Source organism: Brevundimonas sp. FG8, from assembly GCF_057808845.1.
Genome location: NZ_JBMDIU010000002.1, coordinates 57,632 through 79,359, shown reverse-complemented (window position 1 = coordinate 79,359; position 21,728 = coordinate 57,632). Strand labels below are relative to the sequence as shown.

General features: G+C 67.0%; 24 protein-coding genes. 6 read left to right on the top strand and 18 right to left on the bottom strand.

Translation table 11 applies throughout. The features are described from left to right. Window positions 1-32 precede the first annotated feature (32 nt). On the top strand, window positions 33-275 hold the full coding sequence (locus ACODRV_RS04015; protein WP_488907502.1) for a DUF1272 domain-containing protein: 243 nt from the start codon (window positions 33-35) through the stop codon (window positions 273-275). Between the two features lie 51 nt (window positions 276-326). Here ACODRV_RS04015 and ACODRV_RS04010 read toward each other — a convergent pair whose 3' ends face one another. The 9 genes from ACODRV_RS04010 to obgE form a co-directional block, all read right to left on the bottom strand. Further along, window positions 327-800: an RNA pyrophosphohydrolase gene (locus ACODRV_RS04010; RefSeq protein WP_488907501.1), complete on the bottom strand. Its 474-nt coding sequence runs from the start codon at window positions 798-800 to the stop codon at window positions 327-329. 103 nt (window positions 801-903) lie between these two features. Continuing rightward, window positions 904-2,091 carry a divergent polysaccharide deacetylase family protein gene (locus ACODRV_RS04005; protein WP_488907753.1) on the bottom strand — a complete coding sequence of 396 codons (1,188 nt, stop codon included), beginning with the start codon at window positions 2,089-2,091 and terminating at the stop codon, window positions 904-906. 105 nt (window positions 2,092-2,196) lie between these two features. Beyond that, window positions 2,197-3,567: a S41 family peptidase gene (locus ACODRV_RS04000; protein WP_488907500.1), complete on the bottom strand. Its 1,371-nt coding sequence runs from the start codon at window positions 3,565-3,567 to the stop codon at window positions 2,197-2,199. Window positions 3,568-3,713: 146 nt separating this feature from the next. After that, window positions 3,714-4,787 (bottom strand): murein hydrolase activator EnvC family protein, encoded by a 1,074-nt coding sequence (locus ACODRV_RS03995; protein WP_488907499.1) that lies wholly within the window; start codon window positions 4,785-4,787, stop codon window positions 3,714-3,716. A 108-nt stretch (window positions 4,788-4,895) separates the two neighbouring features. Next, window positions 4,896-5,360: a 23S rRNA (pseudouridine(1915)-N(3))-methyltransferase RlmH gene (rlmH, locus tag ACODRV_RS03990; RefSeq protein WP_141628039.1), complete on the bottom strand. Its 465-nt coding sequence runs from the start codon at window positions 5,358-5,360 to the stop codon at window positions 4,896-4,898. A 15-nt stretch (window positions 5,361-5,375) separates the two neighbouring features. Next, entirely contained in the window at window positions 5,376-5,780 is a 405-nt protein-coding gene (rsfS, locus tag ACODRV_RS03985) for a ribosome silencing factor (protein ID WP_488907498.1), read from the bottom strand. A 117-nt stretch (window positions 5,781-5,897) separates the two neighbouring features. After that, window positions 5,898-6,572 (bottom strand): nicotinate-nucleotide adenylyltransferase, encoded by a 675-nt coding sequence (locus ACODRV_RS03980; RefSeq protein ID WP_488907497.1) that lies wholly within the window; start codon window positions 6,570-6,572, stop codon window positions 5,898-5,900. A 202-nt stretch (window positions 6,573-6,774) separates the two neighbouring features. After that, window positions 6,775-7,767 carry a DUF6624 domain-containing protein gene (locus ACODRV_RS03975; protein ID WP_488907496.1) on the bottom strand — a complete coding sequence of 331 codons (993 nt, stop codon included), beginning with the start codon at window positions 7,765-7,767 and terminating at the stop codon, window positions 6,775-6,777. Between the two features lie 49 nt (window positions 7,768-7,816). Next, the gene (gene obgE / locus ACODRV_RS03970) at window positions 7,817-8,878 is read right to left on the bottom strand and encodes a GTPase ObgE (protein WP_488907495.1); all 1,062 of its coding nucleotides are present in this window, start codon (window positions 8,876-8,878) and stop codon (window positions 7,817-7,819) included. Window positions 8,879-9,062: 184 nt separating this feature from the next. On the opposite strand from obgE, the gene ACODRV_RS03965 reads away from it, so the two are divergent. Then, window positions 9,063-9,836 (top strand): hypothetical protein, encoded by a 774-nt coding sequence (locus ACODRV_RS03965; RefSeq protein ID WP_488907494.1) that lies wholly within the window; start codon window positions 9,063-9,065, stop codon window positions 9,834-9,836. Window positions 9,837-9,900: 64 nt separating this feature from the next. On the opposite strand, the gene ald is transcribed toward ACODRV_RS03965, so the two are convergent. Then, window positions 9,901-11,016, bottom strand: a complete 1,116-nt coding sequence (gene ald, locus ACODRV_RS03960; RefSeq protein WP_141628032.1) for an alanine dehydrogenase — start codon at window positions 11,014-11,016, stop codon at window positions 9,901-9,903. Between the two features lie 145 nt (window positions 11,017-11,161). Between ald and ACODRV_RS03955 the strand changes: the two genes are divergently transcribed. Next, the gene (locus ACODRV_RS03955) at window positions 11,162-11,638 is read left to right on the top strand and encodes an Lrp/AsnC family transcriptional regulator (RefSeq protein WP_141628031.1); all 477 of its coding nucleotides are present in this window, start codon (window positions 11,162-11,164) and stop codon (window positions 11,636-11,638) included. 3 nt (window positions 11,639-11,641) lie between these two features. Here the strand turns inward: ACODRV_RS03955 and ACODRV_RS03950 are convergent, their stop codons facing one another. From ACODRV_RS03950 to nepR, 6 genes are all read right to left on the bottom strand, one after another. Then, window positions 11,642-13,093 carry an NAD-dependent succinate-semialdehyde dehydrogenase gene (locus ACODRV_RS03950; protein ID WP_488907493.1) on the bottom strand — a complete coding sequence of 484 codons (1,452 nt, stop codon included), beginning with the start codon at window positions 13,091-13,093 and terminating at the stop codon, window positions 11,642-11,644. A 39-nt stretch (window positions 13,094-13,132) separates the two neighbouring features. Continuing rightward, window positions 13,133-14,791 (bottom strand): MFS transporter, encoded by a 1,659-nt coding sequence (locus ACODRV_RS03945; RefSeq protein WP_488907492.1) that lies wholly within the window; start codon window positions 14,789-14,791, stop codon window positions 13,133-13,135. Window positions 14,792-14,983: 192 nt separating this feature from the next. Continuing rightward, window positions 14,984-15,121: an entericidin A/B family lipoprotein gene (locus ACODRV_RS03940; protein ID WP_141628028.1), complete on the bottom strand. Its 138-nt coding sequence runs from the start codon at window positions 15,119-15,121 to the stop codon at window positions 14,984-14,986. A 40-nt stretch (window positions 15,122-15,161) separates the two neighbouring features. Beyond that, entirely contained in the window at window positions 15,162-16,931 is a 1,770-nt protein-coding gene (phyK, locus tag ACODRV_RS03935; RefSeq protein WP_141628027.1) for a sensor histidine kinase PhyK, read from the bottom strand. Between the two features lie 7 nt (window positions 16,932-16,938). Beyond that, window positions 16,939-17,535, bottom strand: a complete 597-nt coding sequence (locus tag ACODRV_RS03930; protein WP_488907491.1) for a sigma-70 family RNA polymerase sigma factor — start codon at window positions 17,533-17,535, stop codon at window positions 16,939-16,941. Continuing rightward, window positions 17,532-17,726 (bottom strand): anti-sigma T factor NepR, encoded by a 195-nt coding sequence (gene nepR, locus ACODRV_RS03925; protein WP_141628025.1) that lies wholly within the window; start codon window positions 17,724-17,726, stop codon window positions 17,532-17,534. Before nepR ends, ACODRV_RS03930 begins: the two co-directional genes overlap by 4 nt. A gap of 188 nt (window positions 17,727-17,914) precedes the next feature. On the opposite strand from nepR, the gene phyR reads away from it, so the two are divergent. Then, window positions 17,915-18,709, top strand: a complete 795-nt coding sequence (gene phyR, locus ACODRV_RS03920; RefSeq protein WP_141628024.1) for an anti-anti sigma factor/receiver protein PhyR — start codon at window positions 17,915-17,917, stop codon at window positions 18,707-18,709. Window positions 18,710-18,772: 63 nt separating this feature from the next. On the opposite strand, the gene ACODRV_RS03915 is transcribed toward phyR, so the two are convergent. Then, window positions 18,773-19,054 (bottom strand): hypothetical protein, encoded by a 282-nt coding sequence (locus ACODRV_RS03915; RefSeq protein ID WP_141628023.1) that lies wholly within the window; start codon window positions 19,052-19,054, stop codon window positions 18,773-18,775. A gap of 321 nt (window positions 19,055-19,375) precedes the next feature. On the opposite strand from ACODRV_RS03915, the gene ACODRV_RS03910 reads away from it, so the two are divergent. Beyond that, the gene (locus ACODRV_RS03910; RefSeq protein WP_488907490.1) at window positions 19,376-20,398 is read left to right on the top strand and encodes an NADP-dependent oxidoreductase; all 1,023 of its coding nucleotides are present in this window, start codon (window positions 19,376-19,378) and stop codon (window positions 20,396-20,398) included. A gap of 13 nt (window positions 20,399-20,411) precedes the next feature. Next, a complete protein-coding gene (locus ACODRV_RS03905; RefSeq protein WP_141628021.1) occupies window positions 20,412-20,819 on the top strand; it encodes a hotdog family protein in 408 nt (135 codons plus the stop codon). Window positions 20,820-20,870: 51 nt separating this feature from the next. On the opposite strand, the gene ACODRV_RS03900 is transcribed toward ACODRV_RS03905, so the two are convergent. Next, window positions 20,871-21,662 (bottom strand): SapC family protein, encoded by a 792-nt coding sequence (locus tag ACODRV_RS03900; RefSeq protein WP_141628020.1) that lies wholly within the window; start codon window positions 21,660-21,662, stop codon window positions 20,871-20,873. Window positions 21,663-21,728 lie beyond the last annotated feature (66 nt).

The following is a 21,728-nucleotide window of genomic DNA, read 5'->3' as shown; positions in this document are numbered from 1 at the left end:
GCGGGTGTCAGGGTCTCCGCAGGGAGGCCCTGATGCTCGAACTGCGCCCGAACTGCGAATGCTGTGACCGCGACCTGCCGCCCGAGAGCGCGGACGCCCGTATCTGCACCTTTGAATGCACCTTCTGCGCTGACTGCGTGGAGGGCGTACTGAAGGATGTTTGCCCCAACTGCGGCGGCGGCTTCACGCCTCGCCCGATACGTCCGGCGGACAGGTTGGCGAAATATCCACCGTCGACGAAGCGGATCATCCGGCAGGGATGTGTGGCCGTTTGATCAACCTGGCCCGTCGTCACGTCCGGGGGCCAGCGATCTTCCGTTCGGCAGTCAGATCAGCAGCGCGCTGAACGTCGACACCACCGCTTGATAGGCCTCGCGCTTGAACGGCACGATCAGGTCAGGGGCCTCGTCCAGACGGCCCCAGCGCCAAGCGTCGAACTCGATCTCCTCGTGCTGTTCGAGGTCGATCTCGGAGTCCTCGCCGGTGAAGCGGAAGGCGAACCATTTCTGCTTCTGGCCCTTCCAGCCGCGCGCCTGCTTGGTTCCGCCGTAGCCTTCGGGGAAGTCGTAGGCGATCCATTGGCTGATTTCGCCGATCAGCTCGGCGGAAGAGACGCCCGTCTCCTCGGCCAGCTCGCGGCGGGCGGCGGTCAGATAATCCTCGCCTTCATCCACGCCGCCTTGCGGGAACTGCCAATTATGCGGCCCCGGCGTTCCGGCGCGCCGCCCGTACCAGACGCGCCCGTCCGGATGGAACAGCACGACGCCGACGTTGGGACGGTACTGGGACAGGTCGGTCATGGGAGGAGGGCTTGGGGCTTAGGAATTGGGAATTAGGGAGGACGGTATCAGGTCGCCCGTCTGCGCCGCTAATTCCTAATTCCTAAGCCCGAATTCCTGCGCCTCAACGCCCCGGCCGTGACGCCATCGCGCTGGCGGGGGCCAGTTGCAGGCCGCGAGCATCCAGACCGGCGGTCCAGCGGGCCACCGCCTCGACCGTGACCGGATAGCTGAAGCCCGAGCCCATGGCTGAGCCACGCGCCTTGGCGAGGGCTTCCAGCGCGTTCAACTGGCCGACGATGGCGGCGGGGGATTGTTCCTCGTCGATGACACGATTGGCGCTGGCGCGGGCCCAGGCGCCCGGCTTACGGCTCATGGAGCCGTCATCGATGAAGGCGATACCGCGCGACCGCAGCAGGCCAAGGAAGGTGTTCATGCCCTGATCCGAGGTGGCGAAGCGGTCGCCCAGATAGTTGGTCACCGCGAAATAGCCGGTGGCCCGGCTCAGCAGCCAGTTCATCCGGGCGGTGATCTCCGCGTCGTCCGCCGACGACAGCAGGGTGTAGGGGCCGGGATCATTGGCCGGGTAGCCGGTGGGCTCCATCGGCATCTCGATCATGACCTCGTGCCCCTGAGCGCGGGCGGCGTCGATCCAGCCCTGCAGCCCTTCGGCGTAGGGGACGAAGCTCAGGGTCACTTCCGGGGGCAGGCGTTCGATGGCGGCGCGGGTGGTCACGGCGTTCAGGCCCAGACCGCCGACGATCACCGACACGCGGGGTTTGCCGTTCGAGCGGAAGGGGCGGGCGTAGGCTTGGGCGGGAACGCGGCCATCCGGCGCGATGCGCGGCAGCTGACCGTCCGGGCCCGGCTGATGCAGGGCGGCGATGGGGGCCGGTGTCAGGGGCTGGGCCGGGATGCGCGGAGCCGTCACAGGGGCGCCGTCGCCCGAAACCGTGGCGCCGTCCGGCAGGGTGATCACGGCCTGACCCATCAGGGCCGGGTCCAGCGTTCCGTCGCCGGTCAGGTCCTGATAGGCCCCCATGGAGAAGGCTTCCATGCCCGAGGGTGCGGCGGCGGGCGCTTCAGGTTGGCGGTGCAGGGTGGCGCGGGCTGACGGCGCGCCTGCGCGAGGATCGCCCAACACAGTGATGAACAGGGCCGCGGCGCCCATCAGCAGCAGGCCGGCGCCGGCCACGGCGATCGGCGGCTTCTTCAGAATGCGGCCGACCGGTGCGAGGCGATCACGCAGGGGGACCTTCACCGGCGGGGCTCCGGCGGTGGCGGCGAGGGCGGACTGACGCTTGGCGAACATGGACAATGAGCGCGCTCGAGGGTGGGGCCCACGCGGACCCCTTCGAGGCTCACATTGCCGGGCGCCGGTTAAGAAATCCTAACGGCGCGTTAGCCATGCAAGCTGTTATTGCGCCGGGGTTTCCGTTGATCCGTTGTCGGCCAGAACCGTGCCGGGGGCCGAGATGACGATCCCTTCCGGAGCCGCCGCCAGTCGGGTCAGGACGCCACCGGCGCGCAGCACGTCGAAGGCGCGCTCCAGCTGGTAGTCCTTGTCCTTGTCGTAGGACTCGCCCGGCGCCTCGTGCGGCACGTGGGCGCCCTTGCGCTCGGCGCCGATGGAGGCGTCCAGCGCCGTGGCGTAGGCGGCTTCGGAGTAGATGAAACTGGACCGCGACACGATCCGGGCCTCGGCTTCCGAGCGGGCGACTTCCAGATCGGGCTCGATGCCTATCTTCTGGATGGAGGCGCCCGACGGCGTGAAGTAGCGCGCCGTGGTGATCGACAGGGCGCCGTCCGCGCCGTTGCGCAGCGGGATGACCGTCTGCACCGAACCCTTGCCGAAGCTGGTCAGGCCGACAACGGTAGCGCGCTGGTGGTCCTTCAGGGCCCCCGCCACGATCTCCGACGCCGAAGCCGACCCATAGTTGATCAGCACCACCAGCGGCAGGCCGCCCGTCAGGTCGCCCGGGCGCGCGGCGTAGCGCTGGATCTGATCCGGCTTGCGACCACGTTGGCTGACGATCTCACCGCGCTCCAGGAAGGCGTCGGACACCGCGATGGCCGCGTCCAGCAGGCCGCCGCCGTTATTCCGCAGGTCCAGAACATAGCCCTTGATGGCCGGGTTCTCGCGCTTCAGGCGGTTGATGGTGTCGGTCAGTTCGCGGCCGGTGTTCTCGTTGAACGTCGAGATACGCAGATAGCCGAACTCGCCCTCGACCCGTCCGGTGACGGAATCGATGCGGATGATCTCCCGGGTCAGGGTGACCTCGCGGGGCTCCTCGCCGTCGCGCAGGAAGGTGACCTTGACCGAAGTGCCGACCGCGCCGCGCAGCTTGTCGGACACCTGGCTCACCGTCAGGCCCGAAGCGCTCTGGCCGTCGATGGCCGAGATGACGTCGCCGGCGTTAACGCCCGCGCGCGCCGCCGGGCCGCCGTCCATCGGCGAAATGATCTTCACCAGCCCGCCTTCCGACGAAATGGTCAGGCCGACGCCGGAGTACTGGCCCTCGGTACGCTCCCGCAGTTCGCCATAGCCGTCCGGCGGCAGGTAGTTGGAATGCGGGTCCAGCGCGCCCATCATCCCCTGAAGGGCGGCTTCGATCAGCTTCTTGTCATCGACCGGCACCACATAGGCCTGCTCAACGATGCCCAGCACGTCGCCGAAGAGGCCGATCATGCGGAAGGCCTCGTTGCGCGGCGTCTGCCCTGCGGCGGTGGCGGCCCCCAGGCCGATCACGGTGGCGGCGGCGGCGCCGATCATCAGCAGCTTACGCATTCGTCTTCTTCTTCAGCGGGCCGGGGAGGCGACCTTGTGGGCGGCAGTAACATACCGGCGCGCGACCAAATCGTGGCCTGTCCGGGCACGGTGGATAAAATCAGCGTCATCGTCGGTTGGAAAGCGGATTCGCGGAGAAGGCGCGCTCAATCCAGCCAGGGCGCCGGGTCGATGGCGCGTTCGTCGCGACGCAACTGGAACCAGACCTCGCCGTCGGCGCCGGTTCGGCCCAGGGCCTGCCCGTCCGCGACGCGGGCGCCGGTCGTGACCGAAAGCTCCTCCATGCCTGCGATCACCGCGCGCCAGCCGGGGCCCAGATCGACGATAACCACCTCGCCCCATCCTGACAGCGGTCCCGCGAAGACCACCCGACCCGCAGCCGGAGCGCGCGCCTCCTGTCTGTCCGCTCGCCAGCGCCATCCTGCCGCGCCCGGGCCGAACCTGATCGAGGGCGCGCCATCGACGGGCGCGGTCAGACGGTTTCGACCCGCGGGCAAGCGCGCCACCGTCGCGGGCGCGTCCGCGTCGATGGTCGGAACGGTGGCTCCGAGGGTGTTCAGTCGGGCTTCCAGCGCCCGACCTGAGCGTTCGGCCTGGGTCGCTTCCGCACGCAGTACAGCCCGCAGCGCGGCCTTGCGTGCGCTCAGCGTCTCAATCTCGGCCCGGCGGTCGCCGCGCTGGCTCTCGGTCGTGAACAGTTGCTCGCTGTTCAGCGCGGCCAGCCGTCGGACCCGGGTCAGTTCCGACTGTTCGTCCATCAGAGCCTGTGTCCGCGCCCGCAGTTCCGGCGCGATGGCGCGCATCAGGATGGAGGCGCGAACGGCGTCGACGGCTTCGTCCGCCGGGACCAGCAGAGGGGGCGGCGGCTTGCGGCTCATCATCTGAAGCGCCGACAGCAGCCGGGCCTGTCGTCCGCGCGCCGCCGACAGCTTCGCCACCAGAGCGGCCTCCCGCTGACCCAGTTCACGCAACCGCGTCCGCTGGGCGCTGATCAATTGATCGTCGGCGTTCACGGCGGCGGTCAGGCGTGACAGTTCGCGCTCCAGCCCGGCGATCTCGGCCGCCGCTTCATCGGCCTCGGCCCGCAGGCGGCGCGCCCGCGCCAATTCATCCCGATACTCAGTCTGCAGGCGCGCGACCTCGCCCTGCTCCTGCGGGGCCGCGGCGGCGACGGGCAGGGCGATCAGGCTCGCCAGCAGGATAGGAAGGACGGGACGCATCAGATCATTTTTGCTTCGGATTGAATCCCAATCCGAATCCAAAAAATGGTCCGGATTAAACTTGAGCGAAATCTGAGCCCGGATGCGAAGCATCCGGGCCGATTTCGCCTAGTCCCGATGATAGGGCGAGCCGGCCAGAATGGTCACGGCCCGATACAGCTGTTCCGCCAGCATGGCCCGCGCTAATGCGTGCGGCCAGGTCTGGGGGCCGAACGCAAGGGTCGAACTCGCGGCCGCGCGCACGCTGGCGTCCAGCCCGTCCGCCCCGCCGATGGCGAAGACCAGCCGTCGTTCGCCACGGTCTCGCAGCATGGCGATATGATCGGCGAAGGCGCGGCTGGAGTAGGTCTTGCCCCGCTCGTCACAGGCGATCAGGCATGCGCCCTCGGCGGCCTTGAGGATCAGTTCAGCCTCCGGCGCCTTGCCGGGCTTGCGGGGCTCAAGGTCGATCAGCTCCAGCGGGCCAAGCCCCAGCGCCCGCCCCGCCAGGGTCGCGCGCTGGGCGTAGTCATCCGCCAGCATGGCTTCAGGGCCGCGCCCCGGCTTGCCGATCGCGATGACGCCCAGCTTCATGAAGTATTCGACCGATCAGACGCGGCTGTCGGTGCGGTGGCCGCTGTCGACCGACCAGATCTTCTCGATGTTGTAGAAGGTACGCACCTCGGGGCGGAACAGGTGGACGATCACGTCGCCTGCATCCAGCAGAACCCAGTCGCAGTGCGGCAGGCCCGAGACCTTGACCCGGCCCAGACCCATTTCCTTCATCAGGCGCTGCAGATGGTCCGCCAGCGCGCCGACGTGGCGGTGCGAACGGCCCGAGGCCACGATCATCGCGTCCGACATGGGACTTTTACCGCGCAGGTCGATCAGCACGATGTCCTGCGCCTTGTCCTCGTCAAGCTTGGCCACAATGGCGTTCTCGAGCTCGGTCAGGCCGACGGGAAGGGGCGTCTCGTGACCATCTTCGGAGTGGACGGGTTCGATCTCGTCCATCTCGTGCGCCGTGTTGGAAACGGCGTCGTCGTGCGCGTCATACGCGGTAGAGGGGGTCAGCGGAGGGCTCCGGGGGTGGTTACTAAAGCGGCAGTCTAGCACAAACCCCGCCGGGCGTCACCCGCCCCGGCCTTGCGCCGCCGCGCGCAGGGCCGTGGACGACCGCGGATTGAGCGGCGCCGTCAGATAGGTCCAGGCCGGAGCCTCCAGATCAGGCAGGAGGCGGGCCTTCTCCGCAGCGACCCGCGCGCCCGCGAAACGAGATGCGGCGGGGGCGGTCCGGCTGTCCAGCAGGGAACCCGGCCGGGAGATCACCGCCATGGGCATCAGGCGCATGATGTCGGTCCAGCCGCGCCATTTGTGGAAGCTCGCCAGATTGTCCGATCCCATCAACCACACGAACCGCACGCCCGGATGCCGCGCGACCAGCGCGCGCAGGGTATCGACGGTCCACTGGGTGCCCATGCGGGTCTCGACATCCGAAATGATCATCGACGGTCCGCTGGCCGCCAGTTTCGCGGCCTCGGCGGCGGAGGTCATCCGGTCGGCCAGAGGCGCGCTGTCACGCGCGTCTTTTAAAGGGTTTTGCGGCGAGACCAGCCAGACCACCCGATCCAGCCCCAGACGACGCAGGGCGGTCTCGGCGACGTGGGCGTGCCCGTCGTGGGCGGGATTGAACGAACCGCCGAACAGGCCGACGGCCATACCGGGCGTCAGGTCCAGACCGTCGCGCAGCGCTCCCGGGCGAGGACCGGTTTTTTGCGGCGCGGGACCGGCGTGGAAGAAGGTCAAGGCGGGCTCGCGCGACTTATGCTCACCCGCGCCCTAACACGCCGGATCGTCCGTGTCGCGTCTGATGAATGCGGAGGGCGCTTGAAGGCATCGCGACCCCGGCCCCATTCGGATCGTCCGGGCCAGCTGTGCGGGGCGAGGCCTCGCGGACAAGCATCACTGCAGCCCGGGACGTCGGGTCATCGGGCCACCCGTGGCTTCTTTAACCCGTGAAGTCGACGCAATAGCGGTGCATGTGCGCGGCGTATTCGGCGAGGGGCGGGAGCTCTACCGAAGCGCGGTACTCGTCCACGCGCGCCTCGTCCTCCAACGGTTGAGGGCCCCAGACATTACGGGCAACGCAGCGCCCCTGGCTGCCGTAGCGCTGGGGGCGACCGGCGTTGATCGCGACACGATCATACAGCAGGGCGACATCCCACGGTTCGACCTCTTTCTCGAGCGCAAGCGGCTGCAGCAGCGCCAGCATCTGTTGCTGAAATGCGGGGTCACGGTCCGCATGCTGGATCATGACCCACGCCGCCCGGCTCGGCAGGTCTCCGAAGGCAGAAATCCGGTACCAGCCGTTCGCTTCAAGATCCGCCTTCAGCCACGCGGTGTTGTCGCCGTCAGTCTCGCACATCTGCCGGTTCAGAAGGGTGTCGATCCGCCCCTTGGCGCCGGGCGAAAGCTCTCCCCAGACTTGTACGCCGCCCTCAAAGCCTCTCCGGACGAGCTGGTCCTTGCCGCTGCGCGCCAGTAGCTCGCGCACGCGCGGATCGGCCGCTGCTTCGGCTTCGGCATAGCGGGTCGAAATATAAGAGAATGGCGGATCGGTCGCGATCTGGCCGCTGGCCAGGCCCTTAATGAACAGGCTCCATTTTCCCCAAGCTTCGGAGGCGGCTGCGCGGTCGTTTTCGAAGGTGACGGCATCCGGGGCGACCATGGCCGCGGCGAGGCCCATGTGGACCTCAGCCTCGGCCTCGGTCAGGCAACGCCGGGCGCCGCCAGCGACCGGCATGGTCCGCATGTAGACCGCAGCGGACAAACTCGCGAGGTCCGCGGCTTCGGCCTTGAGCGTCATGTAGTCAAAAGTCCGCGCCGCGGACGCGTCTCCAGCCAAGGCCTCCAGTTGCGGGGTTAGCCGGGGCCGTTCCGCCGGCGCGGCCTGGAAGGCCATCACATGCGCTGCGACAGCAACTATGGCGAAGCGAAACATCGGAAGCCCTCACGTTCGGCGGGAAGGGCAGCCGCGTTTCGCGGCAAGATTAAGGCTGCCAGCCGCCGGGCGTTTCGATGACGCCTTCGTCTTCCTCATCCACGCGCGTCAGTTCGCCCCGCGTCTTGCGGACCTCGTTCCAGGCGGCCCGAAGCAGTTCCTTCACACCCTCGCCCGACACGCCCGACACCAGATAAGGCGTCTTGCCCGAGGCTTCCTTCAGGGCGGCGGCCTTCTCTTCGCGTTCTTCTTCCGACAAGGCGTCGATCTTGTTCAACGCCAGCAGCTCGGTCTTGTCCGCCAGCCCCTCGCCATAGGCGTCCAGTTCGCCGCGAATGATGCGCCACGCCTCGACCACATCCTCCTGCGTTCCGTCGATCAGATGGATCAGCGAGGCGGAGCGTTCGACGTGCCCTAGGAATCGCGTGCCGAGGCCCGCGCCTTCCGATGCGCCTTCGATCAGCCCGGGAATGTCGGCGATGACGAACCGTTCGGTCGGGCTCAGGTCCACCATGCCGAGATTGGGCGCCAAGGTCGTGAAAGGATAGTCGGCGATCTTCGGCTTGGCCGCCGAGGCCGCCGACAGGAAGGTCGACTTGCCCGCGTTCGGCAGGCCCGCCAGGCCGATGTCGGCGATCAGCTTCAGGCGCAGCCAGATCCAGCGCTCCTGACCTTCCTGACCGGGATTGGCGTAGGTGGGGGCCTGATTCTGCGGGCCCTTGAACCGGGTGTTGCCCCAGCCGCCGTTACCGCCCTTCAGCAGCATCTCGGTCATGCCGGCGCGATCCATATCCAGCAGGACGGTCTCCTTGTCCTCGTCCAGCACCTGGGTGCCGACGGGAACGCGCAGGACGATGTCCTCGCCCTTGCCGCCATGCATCTGGCGGCCTTGGCCGTGATGGCCGGTCTGGGCCTTGAAATGTTGCTGATAGCGATAGTCGATCAGGGTGTTCAGGCCATCGACGGCCGTGATCCAGACGTTCCCGCCATGACCGCCGTCACCACCGTCCGGCCCGCCGTTGGGGATGAATTTCTCGCGCCGGAACGAGACAGCTCCGCCGCCGCCGTTGCCGCTGCGGATATAGATCTTGGCCTGGTCGAGAAACTTCATCGCGGGACTTCTTGGGACGCTGCCGCTCGCGACGCGGTCGCTCGCTGTTTGAGCGCCGGGCATATACCCCAAGAGAGCGGCGATTTACAGGCCGACGCCGGAAAGGTCCGGTTCCGCGCGCTCTTGCCGGATTCCGCGGCTCACCTCACCCTCCCGGGTCGTGAAGATTTCGTCCGACACCCTGATGAATCTGATGAAGCCGCTGCAGGTGTCGGCTGACACGCGCGCGGATCGGCTGAAGGCGGCGTCTGACGAGACGCTGCGCAAGGCGAAGGCGGCGTCGGAGGCGCTGAAAACGCGCTCTGATGAGGCTTCGGAATCCCGCAAGGCCGCCGCTCGCCAGACCATCGAGCGGTTGAAGGCCCGGTTGCAGATGCTCCGCTCCATGGCGGGCATGGATCCGGAAGGCATCGCCCGTCTGGCGGCCCAGCTGGCGCGTGAACTCGGCGCGGCGGTGAAGGCCTATGCTTCGGCGGGCGGAAACACGGCGGGCATGAGCGCGACGGGCGCGGCGCCCATCGCTTCGGGCGATGCGGCGGCGGCGGCTTCGGCAGACGCGGGAGCGCAGGCGCAGGCTGGGCAGGCTCAGGCTCAATCCGCTGAGGCCGGCGTGTCTGGCGACGCCGGGTCCGGGGGGGAGGCGACGGCAGGTGGGGAGGCGAAGTCGGCCAACCCCTATCAGCACGCCATCGACGAGCAGAAGTCACAGGCCGCCGAGATGTCTCGCCGGAATGGCGAAAAGCGCGCCGACAGCGAGTTCATGGCCGACGTCCGCCGCATGGCCGCCGAGCTGAAAGGGATGATCCGCCGGGCGACGGAACAGGCCGGGGCAGGGGAAGACGACTCGCTCTCATCCCATGAGGCGCGCGAACTGGATGACGCCGCCGTCGATCTTGATCGCGCGATCCAGCAGGCGGGAACCGATCTCGGCGGCGGGCTGGTGTCGCTGATCGTTTAGCCGGATGTGAAAAGAGCGGGACCGCTTCCGATTCCGCCCTGTCTTTTCCACCGAGGTCGAAGCCTTACTTCGCCCAGACGCCGTAGGGGTCGCTCCACGGCATGTTCAGCGCCTCGGCGACCGCGGGATAGGTCAGCTCGCCCTTCAGAACGTTCAGGCCGCGCGCGAGGTGCGCATTGTCCTTCAGCGCGTCCAGACCCTTGTTGGCCAGCGCCAGGCCAAAGGGAAGGGTGGCGTTGTTCAGGGCTTCGGACGAAGTGCGCGGGGCGGCGCCGGGCATGTTGGCGACGCAGTAGTGGACGACGCCGTCGATGACATAGGTCGGGTCTTCGTGGGTCGTGGCGTGGCTGGTTTCGAAGCAACCGCCCTGGTCGATGGCGACGTCGATCAGGACCGAGCCCGGCTTCATCGACTTCAGCTGAGCCTTGCTGACCAGTGTCGGCGCCTCGGCGCCCGGCACCAGCACGGCGCCGATAACGACGTCGGCCTTGACCAGTTCTTCCTCGATCGCGCCGATCGAGGAGTAGCGGGTGATGACGCGGCCGTTGGTGACCTCGTCGATGTAGGCCATGCGCGGGATAGAGCGTTCCATAACCACCACTTCGGCGCCGAGACCCATGGCCATGCGGGCTGCGTTCAGGCCGACGACGCCGCCGCCCAGCACCAGCACGCGGGCGGGAGCCACGCCCGGCACGCCGCAGAACAGCAGGCCCATGCCGCCGTTGTGCTTCAGCAGGGTTTCGGCGGCGGAGAAGACGGCGATCCGGCCGGCGACTTCCGACATCGGGGCCAGCAGCGGCAGGCCGCCACGGGCGTCGGTCACGGTCTCATAAGCCACGGCGGCGCATTTCGACGCGATCAGGCCCTTGGTCTGCTCGGGATCGGGCGCCAGGTGCAGGTAGGTGAACAGGATCTGGTCTTCGCGGAGCATCTCCCACTCGACCTTCTGCGGCTCCTTCACCTTAACGATCATGTCGTTGGCGGCGAAGATTTCAGCGGCGGTGTCGACGATCTTCGCGCCCGCCTTGACGTAGTCGGCGTCGGTGAAGCCGGCGCCCAGACCGGCGCCCTTTTCGATCGAGACCGCGTGGCCGTGGGCCACATATTCGCGCACGGCGGTCGGCGTAAGGCCGATGCGGTGCTCGTTCTTCTTGATTTCCTTGGGGACGCCAACGCGCATGGGATTTCCTCGCCTGAACCGGTGAACGCGCCGCCCTGTGCCGGTCGCGCCTGGCACGCAATCTAGCGGCGCTTTCCGCGCAGGTTCCTGTTCTTTTCGCTGAATGAACGGCGTACAGTCGCAGAATCTGCGAACGAGGTGCCAAATGAAGACAATTTCCGCCGTCGCCCTGGACGAGACGGATCGAAAGATGCTTCGCGCGCTTCAGGGCGACGGGCGCATGACCAACGCCGATCTGGCCCGCGCGGTGAACCTGTCTGAAAGCGCCTGCCTGCGTCGTCTGCGCGCGCTGGAGACGGAGGGCGTCATCAGCCGTTACGCCGCCATTATCAACGAGCGCGCTGTCGGCCTGCCGATCAGCGTCTTCGTCACAGTCACCCTGTCCTCACAGGCCGAGGCCTCCCTGACCGCCTTCGAGACCGCCATCGCCACCGTGCCTGAGGTGGTCGAGTGCTATCTGATGACCGGCGGTTCCGACTACCTGCTGCGCCTCGTCGTCCGCGACGTCGATGACCTCGAACGCATCCACTCCCGCGAACTGACCCGCATCCCCGGCGTCACCCGCGTCTCGTCCAGCGTCGCCATGCGCACGGTGGTCAAGCGCGGGGCGTTGCCGGTATGACGCCTACTTCAGCGCCAGCGTCACGGCTTTGATGTCCACGTATTCGTCGATCCCGTGGATCGAACCCTCCTTGCCGTAGCCGGAGGATTTAACGCCGCCGAACGGCGCCACAGCGGTTGAGATCAGACCGGTGTTCACACCGCACATCCCCGCCTCGATCCGGCGACCGATACGGAAGGCGCGGTCCAGATCGCGGGTGAACAGATAGGAGGCCAAGCCGAACTCGCTGTCGTTGGCCTTGGTCAGCACCTCGTCTTCGGTCTCAAACGGGAAGACCGGAATCAGAGGCCCGAAGGTCTCTTCCTCGCGGAACAGGGTGTCGTCCCCGCCCAAGGTCACCGTGGGCTGGAAGAAACGCCCGCCGCGTTCATGGCGGGCGCCGCCGGTCAGCACCTTGCCACCCGCCGCCCGCACCCTCTTCAGGTGATCCTCGACCTTGTCGAGCGCCTTGTCCTCGATCAGCGGGCCGACCTTCACGCCGGGCTCGAAGGCTGCGCCGACCGGAATCTTCGCCACCTCGGCGGCCAGCTTCGTCGCGTATTCGTCCGCAACCGACGCCTCGACATACACCCGGTTCGGGCAAACGCAGGTCTGGCCCGAGTTGCGGAACTTGCCCTTGATGGTCTCTGCCACCGCCAGATCGAGGTCAGCGTCGGCGAAGACGATCAGGGGGGCCGCGCCGCCCAATTCCATCGACACCCGCTTCAGGGTCGGAGCGGACTGCTCGGCCAGCTTGCGGCCCACGGGAGTGGACCCGGTAAAGCTCAGCTTCCGGATATCCGGTGAGGCGGTCAGCGCGCCGCCGATTGTCGCCGCATCCCCGGTGATGACGCTCAGCGCGCCCTTGGGCAGGCCTGCCTGATAAGCCAACTCCGCCAGCGCGAGAGCCGTGAACGGCGTCTGGCTGGCCGGCTTGACCACGGCCGTGCAGCCCGCCGCGAAGGCCGGCCCCAGCTTGCGGGTCAGCATGGCCGCCGGGAAATTCCAGGGCGTGATCAGGGCGCATGGCCCGACCGCTTCGCGGAAGGTCAGGATAACGTGGCCCAGCGGGCTGTCCTGCGTCTCGCCAATCAGGCGCTCGGCTTGTCCCGCGAACCATTTGATGAAGCCGTTGGCGTAGGCGACCTCGCCCTTGGCCTCCTCGAACGGCTTGCCGTTCTCCAGCGCCATCAGGGCTCCCAGTCCCTCGGTGTTCTCATCGATCAGCCGCGCCCATTCTCGCAGGAAGGCGGCGCGTTTGTGCGGGTCGGATCGCGACCAGTCGGGAAAGGCCTTGACCGCCGCCGCGATGGCCTTCTGTGTCTCGGCGACGCCGAGGTCGGGGATATGGCCGATGATCTCCCCGGTGGCGGGGTCATCGACCGCGATCCGGGCGGCGCCGGTCACGACCTCCCCCGCGATCAAGGCATGCTCGCGCAGGAGCTTCAGTCCGGCGTCGCGGGGAGAAATCGTCATGGTCTTCGTCCGGTTCTGGGGAGGAACGTCAGGAACGCGTCAGTCGCCGATCGTGTCCAGGTCGCGGCCCTTGGTCTCCGGCAGCCAGATCAGGCTGACGATGACGGCCACGACCGTGAAGGCGACCGAGTACCAGAGTCCGAAATAGATATTCCCGGACGCCGCCACCAGAGCGAAGCTGGCCGCCGGCAACAGCCCGCCGACCCAGCCGGTGCCGATGTTGTAGGGCAGGCTCATCGCGGTGTAGCGCACCCGCGTCGGGAACAACTCGACCAGAGCCGCGGCCTGCGGACCGTACAGGGCGCAGGCCGCCACCATGAAGATCATCAGGATGCCGAAGGTCAGCGGCATGTTGATCCGTGCCGGATCCGCCTTCTGCGGATAGCCGGCGGCGGTGAGGGCGGCGCGGGCGCGGGTTTCGACATCCGTCCGGGCGGCCTTAAGCGCGGCCGCGTCCAGACCGCCGCCGTCAACCGAGGCGACATCCACCCCGCCCACCCGGATCGCGGTCGCCGATCCGGCGACGGCCTTCGTCGTCTCGTAGGGGATGCCCGCGTTGGACAGGGCGATTCTGGCGATGTCGCAGGAGCTTGTGAACACCGCCTTGCCGATGGGATCGAACAGCAGGCTGCAATCCGCCGGGTCGGCGATGACGGTCACCGGGCTGACGGCCTGCGCCTCGGCCAGCGCCGGATTGGCGGCGCGGGTCAGGGCGTGGAAGCCGGGGAAGAAGGCGATCAGGGCCAGAATCATGCCGAACAGCATGACCGGCTTGCGTCCCAGCCGATCCGATAGCCAGCCGAAGAAGATGTAGAGGAAGGCCGAGGCCACGGTGACCATCAGAACCAGTTGGTCCACGGTGTTCGTATCGACCTTGAGCACCTTCTCCATGAAAAACCGGGTATAAAAATACCCACAATACCAGACCGCCCCCTGGGCGATCATGATGCCGAACAGGGCGATCAGGACGAAGCGGCCGTTCTTCCACGTCAGGAAGGCCTCGCGATAGGGGGCGCGGTTCTCACCGGCTTCGGCCTCCATGCGCTGATAGGCGGGGCTCTCGTTCAGCTTCAGCCGGATCCACAGCGACACCGCCAGAAGCAGGGCCGACAGCAGGAAGGGAATGCGCCAGCCCCATTCGTCGAATGCCTCGCTCCCGAGAATGGCGCGGGTGATCAGGATGACCGCCAGCGCACCGATCAATCCCGTGGCCGCCGTCGTCTGAATCCAGCCGGTCAGCAGGCCGCGCTTCCTCGGCGGGGAGTGCTCGGCCACATAGATCGCCGCCCCCCCATACTCACCGCCCAGCGCGAAGCCCTGCAGCATTCGCATGATCAGCAACAGGATTGGCGCGGCCAGACCAATGGCGTTGAAGTCCGGCAGCAAGCCGATGGCCACGGTCGCCAGCCCCATCATGGTGATGGTCACAAGGAAAGTGGTCTTGCGTCCGGTCCTGTCGCCGAACCAGCCGAACACCAGCGCGCCCAGCGGACGGACCACGAAGCCCAGACCAAAAGTCAACAACGCCAGAATATAGCTGACGGTCTCCCCGGCGTCGGCGAAGAAGTGTTTGGCGATCACGGTCGCCAGCGATCCGAAGACGAAGAAGTCGTACCACTCGAAGGCCGTGCCTGCCGCCGAGGCGCCGACAACTGTTTTCAGGCCCGGTCCGTCCCGGTGCTCAGCCACTTCCGTCATTCAACGCCTCCCCGCATCGTGGACGTCATCTGCGGACGCCTCCCGCAGGGATGCTAGAGCGGCCTGCGTCAGGCGCAAGCGGCAACCGGTGTTCCGACAAGGCGAAGGCCCGTCCGCGGGGAAGCGAACGGGCCTTCTTCAACCGAACTGCGCGTCGGGGGGATGTCGCAGTCGGGAACCGGTGAAAGCGGTTTAGTTCTTGGCGTCTTCGGCGGCCTCGGTGACGGCGCTGCCGGCGGCGGAAGCGTCACGACCTGCGCCGGCGACGGTGTTGCAGGCGGCGGTGGTCAGGGCGGCGGCGGCGGCGACCAGAATGAAAATCTTGCGCATGGTTTCTACTCCTTGAGGCCCTTGGGGAGGCTGTGGCGTATCAACGTCGCGGCGCGGGTGCGGTTCCCAGATCCGCGGGGTCGGCCGGAATGACGGCTTCAGGCGTGGCGAAGGTCATGCGGGCGATGGTTCCCCCCCCTTCGGCGGGGATCATCTCCGCCTCGCCTCGGAGCTGTTTGGCGAAGGCGCCCATCAGGGTTCGCCCGACACCGGCGCGTTCGGTCTCGCTGACCCCCGGTCCGTTGTCCTGAACCTCAAGTACGCTACGGTCGCCCTGCACTCTGAATCGGACCTTGAGGTCGCCGCCGCGTCCGGCGAAGGCGTGCTTCTGCGCATTGGTTACGGCCTCCACGAGCCAAAGCGCCAGCGGGGCCAGCTTGTCGGGGTCCACCACCAGCGAATCCGCCTCGACCGATGAGGTCACGAGATGGCCGCGCCCGCTTTCGCTGGCGATCAGCTGCCCGACCAACTCGGTCAGGAAGATGCGGGCGTCGGCGTAGCGCAGGTCGTCGCTCTGGTAGAGTGTCCGATAGATCAGGGCCAGGGCGGCGATCCGCTGCCGGGTGTCGCCGACGGCCGCCTTGGCGGGTTCATCGGTCAGCGCCCGCTGCTGCATCGACAGCAGGGATGAGATGATCTGCAGATTGTTCTTCACCCGGTGATGGATCTCGCGCATCAGCGCGTCTTTCTCATCGACCGAGGCCAGAAGAGCGGCGTCGCGGGTGGTGATGGTGTCGGCCAGCTCGTCCAAGGTTCGCGCCAGCACCCGAATTTCGGACGGGGCGTTCACCGCCTGCACCGCCCGGACCGAGAAGCGACCCCGGGCGTAGATGGCGGCGATCCGCTCCAGATAGTCCAGCCAGCGGACCACGATCCGTTCGCTGAACAGCATGACCGACGCGAAGGCGGCCAGCCAGGCCGCCAGCGGCATGAACAGCAGACCGACCGGGTTCAGACGGGCCCAGGACAGCAGGCCGGGCGAGGGCGCCGACAGCAGGGCGTAAACGTCCCGGCCCGCCAGCGCGGCGCCGGCGAAAACCCGGTGGCGGTTGTCGGTGGAGTCCGCTTCGAAGATGGACGAGCCTTCCGTGCGCGCCCTTTCCACCCAACCGGTCAGGGACATATCGCCTTTGAGGGTGAAGGCGGTGGTGTCGGTGGCGGTCAGGATGCGTCCGGCGGAGTCGGTCAGTGCGGCCTGTGAGCCTTCAGGCAGGGCGGCATCGGCGACATCGGGTTGAAGAGAGGCCAGCGGAATGACCGCGATCATGGCGCCGTCAAAGGCGCCCAGCGGACGTTCCAGCCGCAGCGCTACAATCAGGCCCGGTTCCTGGCCGGGCGCCGCAGGGGCGCGTGCGAGGACGGTGCCTTCTCCCGCCCGCAGCCGCTGGAACCAGGCGCTCTGGCGGGCTTGCGCAAGCCATGGCGGCGTGTCGTCCACCAGACCACGGGAGGCGCAGGTGGTGTAGCCGGTCGCGGTGACGCGGGCCAATCCGTCCAGACCATCCAGCCGGCTGACCAGAGCCGTCAACCTTGGCTCGCAGAAGACCTCCAGCGCTTCGGGGCGCAGGGCCTGAAGGAGGACACTGGTGCTGTCCAGACGGGACTTGGCGCTGGCGGCCGTGCGTTCGGCGGCCAGTTGCAGATCCTGGCGACGTTCCAGATCCTGAGCACGAAACTGCTGCTGCGCCTGAAAGGCGCCGAGCAGAAGGATCGGCAACAGGGCGAGCGCAAGGGCGACACCCAGCCGGAAGCGGATGCCCTGGAATTTCGGCTGGGACAGGCCCCGGCCGAATGCGCGCCCCAGTCGCACCACCCGATCAGTTCCGGACGCTGCTCAGGCGGTCGGCGTCTGCAAGGATGGAACGCATGGCGTCGCCGGCGGAGCGGCCGTCGCGGGCATACCCGCCTTTCTCGAGCGTCGCCTGCAGCGCCTTGCGGGCTCTGGAGACCCGGCTCTTCACGGTGCCGACCGCGCATTGGCAGATTTCGGCAGCCTCCTCATAGGCGAACCCCCCGGCGCCGACCAGGATCAACGCTTCACGCTGTTCCTCGGGCAGGGTGGCGAGGGCCAGACGCAACTCGTCCAGAGCGACGGGCGATTCCGGATCGTCCACCGCGACCAGAGTCCGTTCGGCGGCCTCCTGATCCAGTTGCGACTGCCGCCACGACCGACGCTTCTCGGAATAGAACTGGTTGCGCAGGATCATGAAGGTCCAGGCCTTCATGTTGGTGCCCATCTGATAGCTCGCGCGGGCGTCCCACGCCTTCATCATCGCGTCCTGCGCCAGATCGTCGGCGGCCGTAGGGTCTCCCGTCAGGGTGCGCGCGAAGGCCCGCAGATGCGGGATCAGGGTGACGAGTTCCTTTTTGAAGGCGTTGTCATCAGCCGACGGAGGCTTGGGGGCGGCATTCATGCGCCGCCTCCCTCGGACCGCTCGTCAGCGCGACGCAAAATGTCGAGGAATTCATCGGGAACGGGCTCGTTCACCACCTCGTCGAACATATGCCTCAGCTTCACGCCGATGGCCTGTTGACGCAGGCGGGCCTCTTCGAGGCCGGCGCCGCCCTTGGCCGGTTTCCCCGGAGGGTTGGAGTTGTCTGTCATTGAATAAGGTCGCCACCCAGACGCTATTGTAGAAGGCCGGAACGCCACGCCGGCCTTGGGGTTCCGGGCGGGAAACCAAAATATGCTCAAGCTTTCGGGCGACGAAGGGAACCGTGGCTGATTTGATACGTTTCGGGTGACTGCTGCGGCCTGTTTTCCGGGCTGCGAACCTGTCGGGGATTTCGAGTATGAGCCTGCTGGCCCGCCTTGCGCCGCACCTGCCCTATGTTCGCCGTTACGCTCGCGCGCTTACCGGCGATCAGACGACGGGCGATAATTACGTCCGTGTCGCCCTTGAGGCCCTGGCCGCCGGAGAGCGGCAACTGCCGACCGATATGACGCCGCGCGTGGCGTTGTATCATGTGTTCCACGCCATCTGGGCCTCGACGGGCGCACAGCTGGAAGACAAGAGCGGCATCGAAGGCCGCGATGACGCCGCGGGCCGTCTGATGCGGATCGCGCCCAAGTCGCGTCAGGCTTTTCTGCTGACCGCCCTCGAAGGGTTCACCCCCTCGGAAGCCGCCCAGATCCTGGAAGCCGACGCGCTGGACGTCGAGCGACTGATCTCGGAAGCGCAATCGGACATCGACGCGGAGCTCGCGACGGACGTCCTGATCATCGAGGATGAGGCGATCATTTCCGCGGACATCGAAAGTCTGGTGAAGGAGTTGGGCCACCACGTCACCGGCATCGCGACCACCCATGACGAAGCCGTCGACGCCGTCGCGCGCCATCGTCCGGGGCTGGTGCTGGCCGATATCCAGCTGGCCGACGGTTCCTCGGGCATCGACGCTGTGAAGGACATCCTTAAGCGGATCGACGTGCCGGTGATCTTCATCACCGCCTTCCCTGAACGTCTGCTGACCGGAGAGCGGCCCGAGCCGACCTTCCTGATCACCAAGCCCTTCCAGCCCGAAACGGTGAAGGCGGCGATCAGTCAGGCGCTGTTCTTCCATCCGTCGCGCCAGAAGGAAGCGGCCTGACCGCTGTCGCCCTGTCTGAAAAGAGAAGGCCCCGGTGGCGTAGCCGGGGCCTTTTCTCGTCCGCTACCGCGCCGGGGCGGCCGTGACGGGAGCCGTCGCCGTCGGTTCCTGATCAAAGGTCTGCGCCTCGGCCGCCTTTTCGGCCCGGCTGGGCTCAAGGTCCGCGAAGCGGCCGTTGGTCGCTGCCCACAGCCCGAGCAACAGGACCGCAGCGGCGCCAGCAGAGACGATCAGCAGAAGCAGGATGCGTCTACCGCTTCGGCCCTGCCGGACCAGTTGGGCGTCGGCGGGCCGACCCTCATGTACGGCGTCGGCGACCTTGTCGTGGGGGGATTGCGGGCTCATGACGGCCTCCCGTTGTTTTCCAGAATATGTGGTGCCTCAACGCTGCGCCCGGCGGCGCTGTTCCGAACTCTCGCCTGACGTGAAAATATTCAGCGTCCGCAGGAACCCGGGCGGGGAGGCCTCGTTATCTGACTGCGGAGGCGGCGACGCCCCCCCGACTTGAGACCGGCGCCAGCCGGTCTGTCGCCTCCGCACCTCATTCTCGATGATGCCACTTCAAGGCGGACCATATGCGGTCCGCCTTTTTCTTTGGCGCGACTGGACAGCGGCGCGGGGCAAGCCACTATGCGCGTCCAGAAAGAAAACCCGGAGGAACCGTCAATGGCTCGAACCAATCGTCAGTGGGTGCTCCGCCAGCGTCCCAGCGGCTTGATCCAGCCCGGAGATCTCGAGCTGATCGAAGGGACCCTGCCGGAGCTGAACGAATCCGAAATTCTTGTCCGGACCATCTATCTGTCGCTGGATCCGACCAACCGCACCTGGATGAACGAGGCGGAGGGCTATTTGCCCGCCGTGCCGCTGGGTGGGGTCATGCGCGGCCTGACCCTGGGCGTGGTCGAGGAAAGCCGGTCCGAGCGCTTCAAGGTCGGCGACGTGGTCACGACAGCGGCGGGCGGCTGGGCCGATTATGCGGTGATCCCGGACAGCACGGCCTCACGCGTTCATCGCGCGCCGGGCCTGTCGTTGACCGCCAACATGTCCGTGCTGGGCATGACCGGCATGACCGCCTGGGCGGGTGTCACCGATGTACTGAAGGCCAAGGCCGGCGAAACCATCGTCATTTCCGCCGCCGCGGGCGCTGTCGGCTCCATCGCGGGCCAGATCGCCAAGGCCCACGGCGCGCGCGTTATTGGCATCGCGGGCGGTCCCGAAAAATGCCGCTGGCTGACGGACGACCTCGGGTTCGACGCCGCCATCGACTACAAGAATGAAGACGTCGGCGAGGCGCTGGACCGTCTGGCTCCCGACGGGTTCGAGATGAATTTCGAGAATGTCGGTGGCGACATCATGATGGCCGTCTTCAATCGCCTGAAGGTGCACGGTCGCATGGCCGTCTGCGGCCTGATCTCCTCGTACAATGCGACCAAGGCGCCGCCATCGCCGAACTTCAGCCGGATCATCACCCACCGCCTCGACGTGAAGGGCTTCCTGGTTCTGGACTACGGTCATCGGGCGAAGGAAATGGTGGCCGAGGTGGGGCCGATGCTGGCCGACGGTCGGGTGCAATGGAAGGTCCACGTCGATGACGGACTGGAGGTCGCGCTGGACTCGCTGAACCGCTTGTTCACCGGCGACCATGACGGCAAGCTGCTGGTCAGGGTGTCGGAAGAGCCGGCCGCCTGACGGAGCGCATCGCATGACCGAACCCCTGCACGTCCATTTCGAGGATCTGGGCGTGGGCGAGGTGGTGCCGCTGGGGGCCTGCATGGTCGATCAGGCGGCGCTGGAGGTGTTTGTTGAGCGCTTTCTCCCCGGCTGGGACGTCGCCTACGGGGCTCCGGACGCCATGGTCTACGCCCTGTGGAGCCGGCTTTACGCCGACAAGGCCGCGGGCTGGGCCCAATCAAAGGTGCTGGCGGTCGATGGGCTGCGCTACATGCGAAATCCACCCGCCGGCGAGTTGTTGCGCGGGCGCGTGACCATCATGGGCAAGGATCCGGTCGGAGATGAGAAAGGCATCGTCATCGCCCAGCAGGACCTGTTGGACGAGGCGGGGCGACTGGTTTTCTCCTGCCTCACCCGGTCCTTGCTCGCCCGCAGATAACAAAAAGCCCCGCCGGTGACGGCGGGGCTTTTCTCATCCGGTCCGGACGGATCAGGCGTTGGCGGCGGCCGGTTGCGTCGCGGCCTTCTGGAAGGCCATGGCGATCAGGCGGTCCCAGCCCAGGAGCGACACGAGGTGGGCGTAGATCTGGCCCAGGGCGCCGTTGTCACGCAGTTCGACGAGCTTCTCGGGCGACAGGGCCTTCAGCTTGTCTTCCGAGATGGCGAAGTACTCGGCCAGCTTCTGCGGCGTGCCGGCGGTGCCGTCCGGGTTGCGCGGCGTGAAGACCGCTTCCTTGCTTTCGAACAGGTCGAGATCGGTCAGCAGCTTTACGAAGGCGTCGGTGCGTTGACGCTCCTGCTCGAAATTGTTGCAGAACTCCATCGCCTGCTGGGTGTAGGGCGACGGCTGGCCGTCGACGAACAGTGGCGTCTGGCCGCCTTCCGAGATGAAGGACGCGGCGCGATCAACGCACAGGATAAGACGCTTCTGGACGTCGTCATTGGCGAAGACGAACGGATAGCGGCGGACGTAGGCCGGGATGTAGGCTTCCGGACGGAAGTCGCCTTCGTCGCTCACGAACAGGTTCTCGCCCTGACGCAGGCCCATCACGGCGACGGGTTGCTTGGATTCACCGGCGAAGATGACCGGGTAGGACAGGGCGGCGGGCGCGAACTCGGTGACCGTCAGCGGAACCAGGTTCGACGAGCCGGCGAACGCATAGGGCTTCGCGACGGCATCGACGCCCAGCGTGCCGTGGGCTTCGACCGACAGCGGCTCCGGTTGGCTGTAGAAGAGGACGTTTCCGGACAGGCCGGCATTCTGGGCGATAGTGTCGGTCATGGACGCGGTCAGGCTCTGTAAAAAAGAGGAAGGCGGGCGTTCTAGCCCACAGATCAGCGGGCGGCA